This window comes from Pseudomonas sp. R4-39-08, from assembly GCF_003852275.1.
Classification (GTDB): domain Bacteria; phylum Pseudomonadota; class Gammaproteobacteria; order Pseudomonadales; family Pseudomonadaceae; genus Aquipseudomonas.
In genome coordinates, this window is record NZ_CP027733.1 from 2,593,004 (window position 1) to 2,606,105 (window position 13,102).

Annotated in this window: 11 protein-coding genes; 7 read left to right on the forward strand and 4 right to left on the reverse strand. The window is 64.2% G+C overall.

Annotated elements, in window-relative coordinates; all coding sequences use genetic code 11:
• Nucleotides 1–88: 88 nt before the first annotated feature.
• Entirely contained in the window at nt 89–811 is a 723-nt protein-coding gene (locus C4J88_RS11865; protein ID WP_124366789.1) for a pirin family protein, read from the reverse strand.
• 179 nt (nt 812–990) lie between these two features.
• Here C4J88_RS11865 and C4J88_RS11870 point away from each other — a divergent pair, with 179 nt between their 5' ends.
• Complete coding sequence (locus C4J88_RS11870) at nt 991–1,941, forward strand: GlxA family transcriptional regulator (RefSeq protein WP_124407009.1); 951 nt, start codon at nt 991–993, stop codon at nt 1,939–1,941.
• A 149-nt stretch (nt 1,942–2,090) separates the two neighbouring features.
• Nucleotides 2,091–3,542: a winged helix-turn-helix domain-containing protein gene (locus tag C4J88_RS11875; protein WP_124407010.1), complete on the forward strand. Its 1,452-nt coding sequence runs from the start codon at nt 2,091–2,093 to the stop codon at nt 3,540–3,542.
• Here the strand turns inward: C4J88_RS11875 and C4J88_RS11880 are convergent.
• Nucleotides 3,489–6,260, reverse strand: a complete 2,772-nt coding sequence (locus tag C4J88_RS11880) for a winged helix-turn-helix domain-containing protein (RefSeq protein WP_124407011.1) — start codon at nt 6,258–6,260, stop codon at nt 3,489–3,491. The two genes, C4J88_RS11875 and C4J88_RS11880, sit on opposite strands and share 54 nt — an antisense overlap.
• A gap of 58 nt (nt 6,261–6,318) precedes the next feature.
• Nucleotides 6,319–6,717 carry a helix-turn-helix domain-containing protein gene (locus C4J88_RS11885; protein WP_124362564.1) on the reverse strand — a complete coding sequence of 133 codons (399 nt, stop codon included), beginning with the start codon at nt 6,715–6,717 and terminating at the stop codon, nt 6,319–6,321.
• 204 nt (nt 6,718–6,921) lie between these two features.
• Between C4J88_RS11885 and C4J88_RS11890 the strand changes: the two genes are divergently transcribed.
• From C4J88_RS11890 to C4J88_RS11910, 5 genes are all read left to right on the forward strand, one after another.
• On the forward strand, nt 6,922–7,830 hold the full coding sequence (locus tag C4J88_RS11890; RefSeq protein ID WP_124366794.1) for a LysR family transcriptional regulator: 909 nt from the start codon (nt 6,922–6,924) through the stop codon (nt 7,828–7,830).
• A 98-nt stretch (nt 7,831–7,928) separates the two neighbouring features.
• The gene (locus C4J88_RS11895) at nt 7,929–8,519 is read left to right on the forward strand and encodes an antibiotic biosynthesis monooxygenase (protein ID WP_124407012.1); all 591 of its coding nucleotides are present in this window, start codon (nt 7,929–7,931) and stop codon (nt 8,517–8,519) included.
• A complete protein-coding gene (locus C4J88_RS11900; protein ID WP_124407013.1) occupies nt 8,516–10,354 on the forward strand; it encodes an amidohydrolase in 1,839 nt (612 codons plus the stop codon). Before C4J88_RS11895 ends, C4J88_RS11900 begins: the two co-directional genes overlap by 4 nt.
• 27 nt (nt 10,355–10,381) lie before the next feature.
• Complete coding sequence (ycaC, locus tag C4J88_RS11905; protein WP_057722054.1) at nt 10,382–10,999, forward strand: isochorismate family cysteine hydrolase YcaC; 618 nt, start codon at nt 10,382–10,384, stop codon at nt 10,997–10,999.
• Nucleotides 11,000–11,195: 196 nt separating this feature from the next.
• Nucleotides 11,196–12,077 carry a LysR family transcriptional regulator gene (locus tag C4J88_RS11910; protein ID WP_124366798.1) on the forward strand — a complete coding sequence of 294 codons (882 nt, stop codon included), beginning with the start codon at nt 11,196–11,198 and terminating at the stop codon, nt 12,075–12,077.
• On the opposite strand, the gene C4J88_RS11915 is transcribed toward C4J88_RS11910, so the two are convergent.
• Nucleotides 12,064–13,101 (reverse strand): AraC family transcriptional regulator, encoded by a 1,038-nt coding sequence (locus tag C4J88_RS11915; RefSeq protein WP_124407014.1) that lies wholly within the window; start codon nt 13,099–13,101, stop codon nt 12,064–12,066. The two genes, C4J88_RS11910 and C4J88_RS11915, sit on opposite strands and share 14 nt — an antisense overlap.
• Between the last annotated feature and the right edge of the window lies 1 nt (nt 13,102).

The window sequence follows — 13,102 nt, forward strand, 5'->3', positions numbered from 1 at the left end:
GTGCCGTTTGGCATGGGTTTGATGTTACGCGTCGCAGTTTTTAAGAGAACTTCATTGCGCTGATGGTGACTATCGATGCCAACAATGGTCATGGCATCTGCGGCAGTTCGTTGGGGCGCAGGTCGAACACCAGCACCTCGGCGTCTTCGCCGTGGCTCAGGCGAATCTCGCGCTCGTCCCGTACCCGCACACCGTCGCCTTCCTGCAAGCGCTGGCCATTGAGCTCGACGCTGCCGCGTGCCACATGGATGTAGGCGTAGCGATCCGGCGCCAGGTCCAGTTGCGCGCTTTCATCGCCATCGAACAACCCGGCGTACACCCGTGCGTCCTGGCGAACGTTCAACGAACCGTCGGCGCCATCCGGCGAGATGATCAACTGCAGGCGTCCGCGTTTTTGCGCTTCACTGAAGTGCTCCTGCTGATAGCGCGGCTTGGCCCCGGCTTCGTTGGGCACGATCCAGATTTGCAGGAAGTGCACGCCCTGGCGCTGGCTGTGGTTGAATTCACTGTGAGCCACGCCGCTGCCGGCACTCATCAGCTGCACATCACCGGGACGGATCACCGAGCCGGTGCCTAGGGTGTCCTTGTGTTCCAGGGCGCCTTCGAGCACATACGAGAAGATTTCCATGTCGCGGTGCGGGTGCTGGCCGAAGCCTTTGCCGGCGGCGACGCGGTCATCGTTGATCACCAGCAGGTCGGAAAAACCCTGCTCCTTGGGGTTCCAGTAGTTGGCGAAGGAGAAGGTGTGAAATGACTTCAACCAACCGTGATTGGCGGCGCCGCGTTCGGAAGCTTTGCGAAGGGTCAGCATGGTCCAGTCCTCAAGTGAGCGCGGGCTGCGAAATGCAGGGCGCTTGCGTTGAGAAGAAGGTTAATGGTTAACCGTAAATTCATTAAGAAGATGAAAATTGAATAACTGTCATCTCTGAGTTGACAGTCAAGTCATGCCATAATGCTCGTCGCCTTTCTACTTGATGGACATTCCCACCTATGAAAACCGTGGCCATGGTGCTGTTCCCGGACTTCCTGCTTCTCGACATGGCCGGGCCGCTCGAAGTGTTTTCGATTGCCAACCGCTACCTGCCGGCGGCCGACCACTACCGCATCCTCACCATCGGCACCGAGCCCGGCCCGTTGCGTGCCTCCAATGGCGTGATGGTGCAGACCGACCTGCTGCTGGAGCAGGCCCAGGCGGACTACGACCTGCTGCTGGTTCCGGGCGGCCCGGGTGCCTATAACGAATGCCACCCCGCGCTGCTGCCCTGGCTGAAGGCGGTGGCGCCACGGGCTCGACGTTTCGGTTCGATCTGCACCGGCGCCTTTGTGCTCGGGCATGCCGGCTTGCTGGACGGGCACCGCGTGACCACTCATTGGCACTACACCGAGCGCCTGATCAAGGCGTTCCCCCACGCCATGGTCGAGACCGATCGCATCTACCTGCAGGACCGGCGCCTGATCACCTCGGGCGGCGTCACTGCCGGTATCGACCTGGCCCTTTCGATTGTCGCCCAGGACCATGGCAAGCAAGTGGCGGTGGACGTGGCCAAGGTATTGCTGGTGGTGATGAAGCGCCAGGGTGGCCAGGCCCAGTTCAGCCCGATGACCGCTGCCGTGGCGCCCCAGGAAAGCGCGATCACTCGTGTGCAGCACCATGTGCTGGCGCATCTGGACCAACCCTTTACCATCGAGTCCATGGCCGAGCTGGCCGGCATGAGTGCGCGCCACTTTGCGCGGCTGTTCGCCAAGGAGGTGCAGATGACGCCCATGGCGTTCCTGCAAGGCGCGCGCATCGACCGCGCCCGGCAGTTGTTGGAAACCACCGATTTGCCGCTCAAGACCGTGGCTTTCCACGCCGGCTTCGGCAGCGTGCGGCATATGCGCTTTTTGTTCAGTGAAAAGCTCGGCCTGAACCCTACCCAATACCGACAACAGTTCAGTTAACGACACAATGTCCGTCTGAGGCACCCGATTGTCCGTATCGCTCCCCGTGCCGGGATTGTCCTGTCATCCCTAGCTGGCAAGATAAGCCCGAGCCCACGGAAAAGGATGCGCAGGCACTCAAGCACGGGTGTTTCAGCGCGGTTACGGACATGAATGATTCTGCGGCGGTGAGCTTTGGCCCCTACACCTTTCATCGGCATCAGCGCCTGGTCAGCAAGGCCGGTTGGCCGGTGCCGCTGGGCGGGCGCGCGCTGGATATTCTCGCGGTGTTGCTGGAAGCACCGGGGCAATTTATCAGCAAGGCGACCTTGATCGAGCGGGTCTGGCCCAATAGCGTCGTCGAAGACAATAACCTGCGCGTGCACATTGTCGCGTTGCGTCGCGCCCTTGACGGGCAGCGTGTCATCCTCAACCACCCGCAGCGTGGCTACTGCTTCGCCGCGCCCGTGCAAGGCACACTGCCGACGGTGCCGGCACAGCACAACCTGGTGGCACGGCTCAGCCCGGTGCTTGGTCGCGATGAACTGGTGGCTGTGCTGGTGCGGCGCATCGCCGGGCAGCGCCTGTTGACCCTTACCGGGGTGGCCGGCATCGGCAAAAGTACGCTGGCCCTGACCCTCGCCGAGCGCGTGGTGCCCCGCTATCGCGACGGGGTGTGGTGGGTCGACGTGACCAGCCTGCAAACCCCGGGCGAACTGCTCGGCCATCTGGTCACGGTATTACAGCTGGACCCCGCCGACAGCCTCGACGAGCTGGCCCGACAGTTAGCCTCGCGCCAGTTGTTGCTGGTACTCGATGGGGCCGACCTGCTGCTCGGTGCCTGTCGCACGCTGGTGCGCATATTGGGCGAACGGGCACCGCAGGTCAGCATGCTGATCAGCAGCCGCGAAGCTTTGCTGGCGCCTGGTGAATGGGTGGTGCGCGTGCCCCCGCTGAGCGTGCCGTCACTGTCGGCGTTGGTCAGTGTCGAACAGGCCATGGCCTGGCCTGCGGTGCAACTGTTCGTCACACGGGCACGCGCCAGTCAGCAGGGTTTTGCGTTGCGGCCTCAGGAATTGACACCGTTGCGTGAGATTTGCCGGCGGCTGGACGGCATCCCGCTGGCCCTTGAACTGGCCGCCGCCCAGGTCGACGCACTCGGCATCGGCGGTGTGCAGCAGCAATTGTGCATGGGCTTGCACGGGCTGAGCCGCGGTCGTCGCACCGCGGTGGAGCGGCATCGTTCGCTGACCGCTGCGCTGGACTGGAGCTATGCGCGCCTGAGCCTGCCGGAGTGCTGGCTGTTCCTGCAGTTGGGCTTGTTCAAGATGGCGGTGACCCTGCCCACCTTGAGCGAAATGGTGAGCGGTACCGAGCTTGAACACGCCGACCTGGCTTACCTGCTGGCGCGTCTGGTGAATATGTCGCTGCTGGGCGTCGAGCCCGGCCTGGGCCCGACGCGCTATCGCCTGCTCAACTGCGTGCGCAGCTACGCCTTGGCGCAACTGCGCGACCCGCTTCAGGTAGCGCGCTTGCAACAAGGCTACGGGGAGTGCCTGGGCGCGCTTTCAGGCCGGCCGTTTGTCCTGCAACTCGTCGAGCAGGCGGCGTACGCGCAGTAGATCCTGGGTGGCGAAGCCTTCGGTAAATCGAGCGTAGAGGGGGTTCAGCAAGTCGATGCCTGCCTGCTTGCGTCCTTGCTGTTGCCAAAGTTGCGCCAGGGAGCCCGCACACCGCAGCTCCCAGGCCAGGGCGCCTTGCTGGCGTGCCAGGTCGAGGGCTTCGAGCAGCAGCGTCTGCGCGCCCTGGGTATCACCTCGCAGCGCTGCCTGCCCGGCATAGACCCGCAGGATCTCCGGGGCACACCAACCCGCCGCGCCACTGCGCGCCCGTTCGAGACCTGGCTCATCGACGTGCTGCATGCCGAAGGTGACCAGGGTGTCCTCGATCAGCCCCAGGCCCTGTAAATCCCCGTTGCACAGAATGCCGGCGTAATGCCCGGCCCAGGTCTGGAACAGTTGCACCGAATGCGTGTGGGACTGCTCCAGCAGCAGGCTTTGCAGGGTTTGCGCATCGTCTTCGGCACCGTTGTAACGGGCGATCACCACACCGGCCAGGGCCAGGGTGTAGCAGATCGACGTACCGTGGTTGATCTGCAGCGCCAGTTCCAGTGCCTGGCTGGCGGTGCGCCAGGCGCGTTCGGGAAAGCCCTGCAACCAGAGGATTCGCGCCAGTACGGTCAGGGACGCGACACTCTGGTCGTATTGCACGCCGATGCCATGGGCGAAGCGGTTCACGTGGGCGCTGTGGCTCATGCGCTGCAGCACCTGCTCGGCCTGCTGTCGGGCCAGCGCCTGATGGCCGGTGTAATGCTGGGCCAGGGCGCGCAAGCGTTGGGTGCTCAGGTCCAGCAGCGGCTCGGTGCGCGGGTCGAGGCGATCGAACTGCCTGCTCTGTTCCAGCGCTTGAACATAGCGCCCGGCGCACAGGTTCGCCGCCATGTGCCCGGAAACCGCACGCAACTGGCCGGCCAGGTCCTGGCGCTCTTCAGCCAGGCGTGCGGCCCCGACAAACGCGGCGATGGTCTGGGGCGCGGCGCCCACGGCGTGGTAGGAGAGGCTGCCCAGGGCCAATTGCAGCTGCAGGGCCAATTGCGTGCAGGGCGCTTCGACCTGATCGATCAGCGCCAGTGCCTTGTCCACATAGCCGGCGTGCTCGCGCAGCAGCGACAGTTCCTGCCACAGGGGCATCGCACTGACCGTCAGGCGAATCGCCAGCAAGTGCCCGGCAGTGTCGGCAAAGCCCCAGTCGAGGGCGGCGCGCACGTCTTCACGCAGCGGGGCATAGCGGTCGATCCAGGGCTGTGTGGCAATCAGTTCCCAATCGCCCTGGGCCTGTTCCATCAGGGCCAGGCAGCGTGCCGCGTGGCGCTCGCGGGTGGCTTGCAGCTCGCCGGCGAGGCTGAGCTTTTCCAGGGCATAGGTGCGGGTGATATCGAGCAGGCGATAGACCATCTCGTCCTCGCTGGCGTCCACGTTCAGCAACGACTTGGCCACCAGTTGCGTGATCGAGCCCAGCACTTCGGTGGGGGCTATATGCTCCCCGGCGATCACCGCCGCCGCGCTGACCAGGCTGAAGCCGCCGCGAAATACCGCGAGCCGGCGCAGGCAGATTTTTTCGCAGTCGGTGAGCAGGTCAAAGCTCCAGTCGAGCGTGGCCCGCAGGGTCTGCTGGCGGGGCAGGGCGCTGCGCCGCCCGCGCGTCAGCAGGCGGAAGTTATCTTCCATCTGCACCAAGAGCCCCGCTAAGCCGAAACGCTCGATCTGCGCGGCCACCAGCTCGATGGCCAGGGGAATGCCGTCCAGGCGCTGGCAGATATCGATCGCCAGCGGCAGTTCGGCGTCGCTGAGGGCAAAACTGTCTTGATGGGACATGGCGCGTTCGATCAGCAGCTGCATGGCCGGGTAACCCAGGGCCTGGGCGCGGTTGCCGGTGGCGGGTGGGCAAGTCAGCGGTTCGAGGCGTTGCACGTATTCACCTTCGGCGCGCAGGGCTTCGCGGCTGGTGGTGAGGATGTGCAGGTGCGGCGCATGGCGCAGCAGGGTTTCGCTGATCAGGGCGATGTCGTCGAGCAGGTGTTCGCAGTTGTCGATCACCAGCAGCATCTGGCGTGCCTGCAGGCTGCGGGCAAAGCCGGTCAGCGGCGCATGCTCGCCAGGCGGGACGCCGAGTAGGGCGGCGAGGTTGGGCAGGATCATCGAGGCGGCACTGAGTGGCGCCAGGTCGAGCAGGTGGATGCCGTCGCGGTAATGGCCGATCAGCAACTCCGCCACGCGCAGGGCGACGGTGGTCTTGCCGATGCCGCCGGCACCGGTGAGGGTGATGAAGCGTTGCTGCGGCAATTGCTGCACCAGGGCGTCGATCAGCGCCTGGCGGCCGAGCATGCGCGTGCGCCGCAGCGGCAGGTTGTGGCTTGGGCGTGGGGGCGCGCCGTCGGTGGCTAGCGTCATCGGTTCGATGCTCAGTGGCGCGACAAAACTGTAGCCGCGCTGGGCGACCGTGACGATATAGCGCTGCCCGGCCTGGCCGTCGCCCAGGGCCTTGCGCAACGCGGCCATGTGCACCCGCAGGTTGCCGTCTTCCACCACGCTTTTGGGCCAGACCCGCGCGATCAGTTCCTGCTTGCTCACCACATTGCCGGCGTGCTCGAGCAGGATCAGCAGGATATCCACCGCCCGCCGTCCCAGGCGCAGCGGGCGACCGGCCTCCAGCACCAGGCGCTCACGCGGATGGATGCGGTAGGGGCCGAAGTGCACGGCCTGGTCGCTCAAGTCATTCATGGCTGTACAGGTTCAGGAGTCAGGGAGGGGCCAGCATATTCCAGGTGCATCAAGACCACTAGGCGGCGATCACCTCGGGTTTGGGGCGCGAGTGGTGGTTTCGCCAGGTCATCGGGTTCACGCCCTCGCTGCGGGTGAACATATGACAGAAGTGCGCCTGGTCGCAGAAGCCACATTCCAGGCTGATTTGAGTGAGGCTCAGGGACGAGCCGGTGATCAGTTCCTTGGCGCGCAGGATGCGTTGCTGGCGAATCCATTCCTGGGGCGATACCCCCGTGGAGCACTTGAATGCGCGGGAAAAATGGCTGCGCGACAGGGCGCATGCCTGGGCCAGCTCGGCGATGCTCAGGCTTTCGCCGAGGTTGGCGAGAATCAGTTGCTTGGCGATACGCTCGCGCCGAGGGCATAGGCCTCCGGTGGCGGATAAACGAGGGGCATATTGCTCGAGTCGGGCCATGACAAATATCCGCAGTCGATGGGAGCGTTCCCGGTGAATGGATGCAGTGTAGACGCCGCTTATCTTGTTGCCGGACCGCCTGGCTGACGAGTTAATCGTTGTTAATTTCGCCAGGTGCGAGCGTGGAAAAGACAGCACAGGTATGCAATCCAGAGCGTTCCGGGCATGCTTTGCTGACCCTCTGCACACCGTTTGGATACCGCCATGAACCGCAACGACCTGCGCCGCGTCGACATGAACCTGCTGGTGATTTTCGAAGCGCTGATGTTCGAGAAAAACCTGACCCGGGTCGCCGAAAAACTCTTTATGGGCCAGCCGGCGGTGAGTGCGGCACTGGGCCGCCTGCGCGACTTGTTCGACGACCCGTTGCTGCTGCGCAACGGTCGCGGCATGGAACCCACGCCACGGGCGCTGGCGATACTCAAGGAACTGCAACCGGCCATGGACACCATTTCAGGCGCCGTCAGCCGCGCCAAGGATTTCGACCCGTCCACCAGCTGCGCGGTGTTTCGCATCGGCTTGTCCGATGACGCGGAATTCGGGCTGTTCCCACCGCTGCTCAGCCGCCTGCGCGAAGAAGCGCCGGGCATCATCGTGGTGGTGCGCCGGGCCAACTTCCTGCTGATGTCGTCGCTGCTGGCCAGCGGCGAAATCTCGGTGGGGGTGAGCTACACCACGGAACTGCCGGCCAATGCCAAGCGCAAGAAACTGCGCGATATTCCATGCAAGGTCCTGCGCGGCGATGATGGCGAGGAGCCATTGACGCTGGACGATTATTGCGCCAGGCCCCATGCGATGGTGTCGTTCTCGGGCGACCTGAGCGGCAATATCGACCTGGACCTGGCACGCATCGGCCGCTCGCGGCGGGTGGTGCTGGCGGTGCCGCAGTTCAGCGGGTTGCGCGCCTTGCTGGCGGGGACGCAGATCATCGCGACCGTGCCGGACTACGCGGCCTGTGCGTTAACCGAAGGCACCCGCCTGCGGGCCGAGGACCCGCCGTTCGCGATTGATGCGGCAGAGCTGTCGATGGTGTGGAGCGGGGTGCATGACAATGACCCGGCCGAGCGCTGGTTGCGCGGGCGGATTGCGGAGCATATGGCGGCGGCGAACTGACTCCCACATAAAAGCCAAACAGCACATACATCCAATTCCCCGCCGTCCCAGCTCGGCAAACTTCCCCCATCGCTCAATGCCCTGGGGAAACATCCATCATGGACCCAACACCCAACACCAGCCCCGACGAAGTCGTCACGCTGGTCGTCAAGCACCGGGTCAAGCCCGGCCGCGAAACCGAGTACGAAGCCTGGCTGCGCCGCATCGTGCGCATTGCCGGTGAACGCCCCGGCCACCTTGGCGTCGACGTAGTGCGCAGCCAGCAGGGCGGCATGGCGCTGTTTACCTGCGTACTGCGCTACCGCTCCACCGACGCCCTGGAGTTGTGGCTCGAGTCGCCACAACGTCGGGCTCTGATCGATGAAGCGGCGCCAATGCTGGCCGACGGCGACCAGACGGAAGTCGGCGGCGCCAATGAATTCTGGTTCTCTCCCCAGGCCGACGGCGCCGCCAAGCCGCCGCGCTGGAAACAGGCGGTGGTCAGCCTCTGTGTGATCCTGCCGCAGACCCTGCTCCTGCCGTTTATCTGGGGCCCGGTCCTGCGGTTGCACCCGTTTCTGTCCAACTACGTGGTCTCCACCTTCCTGGTCACCCTGACCATCGTGCTGCTGGTGGTTTACCTGCTGATGCCGGCCGCCACCCGCCTGTTCGCTCCCTGGCTTGAAGCCTCTGAAAAGGAAACCCTATGAACGCCGATCTGATTCTGTTCAATGGCCAGTTCCACACCGTGGACCGGGAAAACCCACGCGCCACCGCCGTCGCCATCCGTGACGGACGCTTCGTCGCCGTGGGCACTGACGGTGAAGCCATGGCCCTGCGCGGCAGCGGCACCCAGGTCATCGACCTCAAGGGCCGCACCGTGATTCCCGGCCTCAACGACTCGCACCTGCACCTGATCCGTGGCGGGCTGAACTACAACCTCGAGTTGCGCTGGGAAGGCGTGCCGTCCCTGGCCGATGCCTTGCGCATGCTCAAGGACCAGGCCGACCGCACCCCCACGCCGCAGTGGGTGCGCGTGGTGGGCGGCTGGAACGAATTCCAGTTTGCCGAAAAACGCATGCCGACCCTGGAGGAGCTCAACCAGGCTGCGCCGGACACGCCGGTGTTCGTGCTGCACCTGTACGACCGCGCCTTGCTCAACCGGGCCGCGTTGCGCGTAGCCGGGTACACCAAGGACACGCCGAACCCACCGGGCGGCGAGATCATGCGCGACAGTAACGGCAACCCCACCGGCATGCTGGTGGCGCGCCCTAACGCGATGATCCTTTATTCGACCTTGGCCAAAGGCCCGAAACTGCCCTTGGAATATCAAGTCAACTCCACCCGCCAGTTCATGCGTGAACTCAATCGCCTGGGCCTGACCAGCGCCATCGATGCCGGCGGCGGTTTCCAGAACTATCCCGACGACTACGCGGTGATCGAGCAACTGGCCAAGGACCAGCAGTTGACGGTGCGCATCGCCTACAACCTGTTCACCCAGAAGCCCAAGGAAGAGCTCAGCGACTTCAAGAATTGGACCGGCAGCGTCACCCTGCACCAGGGCGATGACTACCTGCGCCACAACGGCGCCGGCGAGATGCTGGTGTTTTCGGCCGCCGACTTCGAAGACTTCCTCGAGCCGCGCCCGGACCTGCCGCTGACCATGGAACAGGAGCTGGAACCGGTGGTACGCCATCTGGTGGAACAGCGCTGGCCGTTCCGCCTGCACGCCACGTACGACGAGTCGATCTCGCGCATGCTCGACGTGTTCGAAAAGGTCAACCGCGACATACCGTTCAATGGCCTGCCGTGGTTCTTCGACCACGCCGAAACCATCACCCCGAAAAACATCGAGCGCGTGCGCGCCCTGGGCGGCGGCATTGCGATCCAGGACCGCATGGCGTTCCAGGGCGAATACTTCGTTGAGCGTTACGGTGCCAAGGCTGCCGAGGCCACGCCGCCGATCAAGCGCATGCTCGCCGAAGGCGTACCGGTAGGCGCGGGCACCGACGCCACGCGGGTGTCGAGCTACAACCCGTGGACCTCGCTGTACTGGATGGTCAGCGGCCGCACCGTCGGTGGCCTGGAGCTGCACGCGGAGGGCTTGCCGCGCCTCACCGCGTTGGAACTGTTTACCCACGGCAGCGCCTGGTTCTCGTCCGAGCAGGGCAAGAAAGGCCAGATCAAGGTCGGCCAACTGGCAGACGTGGCGGCGTTGTCGGCGGATTTTTTCAGTGTCGATGAAGAAGCCATCAAGTGGATCGAGTCGGTACTGACCGTGGTCGGCGGCAAGGTCGTCTACGGCGCCGGTGACTTCGAAGATTACGCACCGCCGCGCGTTCCGGTACTGCCGGACTGGTCGCCGGTGGTCAAGGTACCGGGGCACTGGCGCCCCAACTCACCGCTGCAAGCTCAAGTTCACCAGTGCAGCGGCCCGTGTGGCGTGCATTCCCACAGCCATGAAAAAGCCCGCCTTTCCAGCGTGCCGGTCAGCGACTTCCAGGGTTTCTGGGGTGCGTTTGGCTGTTCGTGCTTTGCCTTCTGATTGTCACTACCCAAAGGAGTTACCCGCATGACTTATTCGCGCTTGAACAAAGATGATGCTGTTGTACTGCTGGTCGATCACCAGACCGGCCTGATTTCGCTGGTGCAGGATTTCTCCCCCAACGAATTCAAGAACAACGTACTGGCCCTGGCCGACGTGGCGAAGTTCTTCAACCTGCCGACCATCCTGACCACCAGCTTCGAAAGCGGCCCCAACGGCCCGCTGGTGCCGGAACTCAAGGCGCTGTTCCCGGACGCGCCGTACATCGCCCGCCCTGGCCAGATCAACGCGTGGGACAACGAAGAGTTCGTCAAGGCTGTCAAGGCGACCGGCCGCAAGCAGATCATCATTGCCGGCGTGGTGACCGATGTGTGCGTCGCGTTCCCGACCCTGTGTGCCCTCGATGAAGGCTTTGAGGTGTTCGTGGTCACCGACGCCTCCGGCACCTTCAACGAAACCGTGCAACAAGCCGCCTGGGCGCGCATGACCGCTGCCGGTGCGCAACTGGTGAACTGGTTCGCCGTGGCCTGCGAGCTGCAGGTTGACTGGCGCAACGACATGGAAGGCCTGGCCAACCTGCTGTCGCCGCGCATCCCCAACTACCGCAACCTGATGAACAGCTACTCGGCGTTCACCGCCAAGTAACTCGTCCTCAAACCTGTCGGTAATCCATGTGGGAGGGGGCTTGCCCCCGATAGCGGTGTATCAGTCAGCTTATTTGTAGCTGACCGACCGCTATCGGGAGCAAGCCCCCTCCCACATTTGCCTGTGTTCACATTTTGATTTGTGGTGCTGCGACCAACCGGTTATAAAACAGCCCATCGTCCACCGAGAAGCGACAATGAACCCTTTCGAAGACATGCGCCTGTTTTGCCAGGTCATGGAATCCGGCAGTTTCACCGCCGCCGCCGAGCAACTGGGCCTGTCCAAGCAGTTTGTCAGCCGCCGTCTGATTCAGCTCGAGGATCGTCTCGGCGTGCGCCTGCTCAACCGCTCCACGCGTCGCCTGGATGTCACGCCACTGGGCCAGAGTTACTACGAATCCGCCTTGCGCCTGCTCAGTGATGTGGAGCAAGTGGAGCAGGGCATCGCCGGTCAGAACAGCGAACCGCGCGGCACCATTCGCCTCAGCGCGCCGTTGTCGTTTGCCATGGCGCATCTGGGTTGCCTGTTGCCGCTGTTCTTGCAGCGCTATCCCGAGGTGGCGGTGGAGGTCGACCTCAGCGACCGCCCGGTGGACCTGATCGGTGAAGGCTACGACCTGGTGTTGCGCATCGGCACCCTGGAAGATTCCACCTTGATCGCCCGTCGTATCGCCAGCATCCCACGGGTCTACTGCGCCAGCCCCGACTACCTGGCCCTGCGCGGCACCCCGCAAAAGCCCGATGACCTCGCCGCCCACGATTGCCTGCCCTACGGCCACGGCCGCCACGTGCAATGGCGCTTCAAGGGCAAGCTGCAAGCGCTGAACGTGAGCGGGCGCATGCGGGTCAATAACGGCGACCTGCTGCGTGACACCGCGATTGCCGGCCTGGGCGTGACCTACCTGCCGACCTTTATCGTCGGCGACGCGTTGAAGGACGGCCGCCTGGTCAGCGTACTGGACGCGTTCGCCCCCGAAGCCCTGACCTTGTCGGCGGTATACCCCCAGCATCGGCAGAGTTCGCGGCCGGTGCAGGCGTTGGTCGAGTTCCTGCGCGAACGCCTGGCTAGCGGCTGCTGAACAACTGGCGGATCAGGCTGGGCGTGCTGCCGGTCCAGCGCTTGAACGCGCGCCGAAAGTTCGCCGCATCGTTGAAGTTCAGGTACGCGGCGACTTCATCGTTGCTCAAGCCTTTGACCTGATACAGGTGCAACGCCATGTGCTTGCGTACCCGGTCCACCTGTTGCTGAAAGCCGGTGTCGTGCTTGTGCAGCTTGCGCTTGAGGGTCGCCGGACTCATGGCGAAGGCCAGTGCGGCCTGTTCCAGGCTCGGCGGCTGGCGTACGTGCTCGCGCAGGTAGTCATGGAGGCAGTCGAGGAAGCTGGCGGCAAAGCCCAACTGGTCGATCTGCTCGCGGGCGTGCTGGCGCGCCACCTGGCCTGCCGTAGCCGAGGCACCGGGCCAGGCGCGGGTCAGGTACTCGCGCGGCAGGCACATCATGTCCAATGGACGTTCGAAGCGCGTGTGTTCGCCCAGGTGCACCCAGTATTGCTCCACATAGCGCGGCTCGGCGTGGCTGAAAGCGCACACCCACGGCAGGCGCTGGCCGCTGAGCCATTGGCTCATGGCCACCAGCGAGGTCATGCTCGCCTCCAGCACAAAGCGCCAGTGCTCGCCGGCGCCGCAACTGTCCCGCCAGTACAGGTAGGCATGGTGCTCATCCAGCTCCAGGTTCAACGTGACCAGCGGGCTGAGCAGCACCTGTTGCTGGATCAGGATCTCCAGCGCCTGGTGCAGATTCTGCGCATGCCCCAGTGCATGGCTGGCCGCGCCATAGTGGCCGGGCAGCAAGCGTTGGCCAAACAGGAAACTGCTGTCATCGGCGTCCAGCAGTTTGCGGCTGTTACCGATCACGTCGAGGAACTGCCGGGGGCTCAAGCGGGCGTTGCCGGCCAGGATGTCTTCGTGGAACAGCCCGGTGCCGCGCAGCAGGCGATGGCTGTCGATGTCCCGGGACAAGGCCAGGTCGATCAACGTGGCGGGTTGGTAATGGCCGGGGATGAAGCGGCTGTCGCTTTCATACCAGCTGGCTTTGACGGCCATC

Coding starts and splice junctions, on each gene's coding strand:
- C4J88_RS11865 (WP_124366789.1), bottom strand. CDS start 811: ATGCTGACCCTTCGCAAAGCTTCCGAACGCGGCGCCGCCAATCACGGT.
- C4J88_RS11870 (WP_124407009.1), top strand. CDS start 991: ATGAAAACCGTGGCCATGGTGCTGTTCCCGGACTTCCTGCTTCTCGAC.
- C4J88_RS11875 (WP_124407010.1), top strand. CDS start 2,091: ATGAATGATTCTGCGGCGGTGAGCTTTGGCCCCTACACCTTTCATCGG.
- C4J88_RS11880 (WP_124407011.1), bottom strand. CDS start 6,260: ATGAATGACTTGAGCGACCAGGCCGTGCACTTCGGCCCCTACCGCATC.
- C4J88_RS11885 (WP_124362564.1), bottom strand. CDS start 6,717: ATGGCCCGACTCGAGCAATATGCCCCTCGTTTATCCGCCACCGGAGGC.
- C4J88_RS11890 (WP_124366794.1), top strand. CDS start 6,922: ATGAACCGCAACGACCTGCGCCGCGTCGACATGAACCTGCTGGTGATT.
- C4J88_RS11895 (WP_124407012.1), top strand. CDS start 7,929: ATGGACCCAACACCCAACACCAGCCCCGACGAAGTCGTCACGCTGGTC.
- C4J88_RS11900 (WP_124407013.1), top strand. CDS start 8,516: ATGAACGCCGATCTGATTCTGTTCAATGGCCAGTTCCACACCGTGGAC.
- ycaC (WP_057722054.1), top strand. CDS start 10,382: ATGACTTATTCGCGCTTGAACAAAGATGATGCTGTTGTACTGCTGGTC.
- C4J88_RS11910 (WP_124366798.1), top strand. CDS start 11,196: ATGAACCCTTTCGAAGACATGCGCCTGTTTTGCCAGGTCATGGAATCC.
- C4J88_RS11915 (WP_124407014.1), bottom strand. CDS start 13,101: ATGGCCGTCAAAGCCAGCTGGTATGAAAGCGACAGCCGCTTCATCCCC.